Annotated in this window: 3 protein-coding genes; 1 reads left to right on the forward strand and 2 read right to left on the reverse strand. The window is 44.5% G+C overall.

Annotation, left to right across the window (positions count from 1 at the left end; all coding sequences use genetic code 11):
* Nucleotides 1-370, forward strand: a 370-nt coding sequence (locus KO492_RS16545) for a conjugal transfer protein TraM (protein ID WP_216045988.1), incomplete at its 5' end; no start/stop codon positions are given.
* Between the two features lie 42 nt (nucleotides 371-412).
* On the opposite strand, the gene KO492_RS16550 is transcribed toward KO492_RS16545, so the two are convergent.
* Both KO492_RS16550 and KO492_RS16555 read right to left on the reverse strand, forming a co-directional pair.
* Entirely contained in the window at nucleotides 413-1,732 is a 1,320-nt protein-coding gene (locus KO492_RS16550; protein WP_216045989.1) for a phosphoribosyltransferase, read from the reverse strand.
* A 28-nt stretch (nucleotides 1,733-1,760) separates the two neighbouring features.
* Nucleotides 1,761-2,001 (reverse strand): KfrB domain-containing protein (locus tag KO492_RS16555; protein WP_216045990.1); only part of this gene is annotated, 241 nt, incomplete at its 5' end.

Below are 2,001 nucleotides of genomic sequence, written 5' to 3' on the forward strand. Positions count from 1 at the left end.
TGACCCTATATTGATTTTGCAGACGATCAATGATCGCTTGATGCAGGAAAGCACCGAAGCTCAGCAAGCTATCCTAGACTCCTTTAAAAGCGAGTTAGAAGAAATTGCGCACCGATGGGGGGAAGATGCTAAAAATAAGGCAGAAAGAACGCTTAATGCCGCTCTGACAGCCAGTAAGCAAACTATGGCGACTTCGATGCAAGAAAGCGCAAAACTCGCCGCAGAAGCTGCTAGGAGTGAAATTGAGAAAACAATAAAAGAGCAGGTAGCCCCTTTGAATAAGGAAACTCGTCAAGTAGCTAGGATGAACCTAATAGCAGCAGGAATGACAGTATTTGCAGCAGGCGTAGCGTTATGGGCATCGCTGTAGAAAAAAAGAAAGCCTGGAGTGATAACCCAGGCTTTTCTCTAGTTAGTAGGGTTTATTTATCCCAAGAGTATGCGAACGGCAACGCTCTTGGTTTTGCTTCCTTTCATATTCTTGTTTCTTAACTAGCGCCTGGTGATGCCTTTGGGCTTGTCTCATTGAATCCCAATCAGCAGCTAGTTCAGGGTTTTCTGCCCTCATCTTCCTTGTTGCTAACTCATCAATACGGGGAGAATGAACACCCATACCATCTTTAATCTCTCGAACAGCCTCTAGGCGAACATGCAACGTTTGTAAGCGCGACTGCTGTTGAGACTGACTAACCATCCAGTTTTTCTTTGTTCCTGGCATAGATAGAAACCCAGGCTTACTTAGTTGAGATTGCTGTAAGCGAGCTTGCTGACGACTAATCAAATTTTCTAAACGGTCCTCGATACGTTCAACTTGATCATGTTTAGCTTGTGCATACGTTGCTAATGTCTCTTGATAGCTTTGCTCGACTGTAGCACTATCCAACATCGAAGACTGTTCAGATTCTAATCTTTCAGCCTCCGAAAGTAAGCCACTACCAGCTAAGACCGAACGGTCTGTGCTCGCTCTGCCTTGCGGCGTTTCAGTTCCGCTCTGGCCCACTCGCTCGCTGTTGCCATATCTTGCCTTAGTGATTCGATCTCGGATTTGTTCAACCGTCTTGGCTGATTTGAGGCGTCCGGCTTCACCTTGTGTGAGTTTGTCGAGTTCATAACCAAAAGTATCCTTCCAAAATTGATTCATTGCTGGGCCGTGTTTACTATTAATGGCCGCTAACATTCCAGGCTTAACAGGTAAATTAAGCGCACCTTCATGAGCGGTCATAACAGACGCAGCCACAACTTGACCACCTCGATTCTCTACATAGCCTTTTAGAGAGGCTACGGTTCCACCCATTGCTAGAGTGTCATCTACAATTAAGTATTGTTCACCCTTTTTGACATTTCCGTCAAAAGTTGGATTAAACGCCAGGCGATGATCTGCCCCCGTATCAGTGCGACCAACCTTGTCACGCTGAACGATATTTAATTCAACATCCAACCCCAAACGATCTGCCAAAACCTCAGCCATAGCCAACGGTATTTTATTATTGCCAGCTGACTCCACAGCCAAAACAGGCAATATACGGGGCTTGCTTTCCCCTATGTACTCCTTAATAGATTTCACTGTTTCATCAGTAATCAATCTATCTACCAGGTCAATAGCTGCGGGCATGTCTCCTGACTTGGCCGCTTGGTATTCAGGTTCGTTTTTTAACGCACCTAAATCACCATTTCTAATTAACTTTGGAAAATCTCCCCAAGGAGAACGCTCTCCAATGCCTAACTTATTCAAAAATCACCTCCAGTTTTAGCGGCTAAAACTATCGGGAGCGACCTCTACTAAGCTTCACGGCCTGGGTAACTACAGCTTTCCCCGAAGCATCATAATTGATGCTTTTTACACTCCCAACTTCAGGTACTATATCGAAATTTTCTTTAGAGTGCATGACAAAATTTTTACCAATTTGTTGATAAACCTTATTGGTGTCAGCATGGACTATCATGCCGTCATGGCTTTTTGACTTATCAGCCTCTTTCGCCATGTAGAGATTGTAAATACCC

This window comes from Celeribacter halophilus (assembly GCF_018860305.1).
Taxonomy (GTDB): Bacteria; Pseudomonadota; Alphaproteobacteria; order Rhodobacterales; family Rhodobacteraceae; genus Celeribacter; species Celeribacter halophilus_A.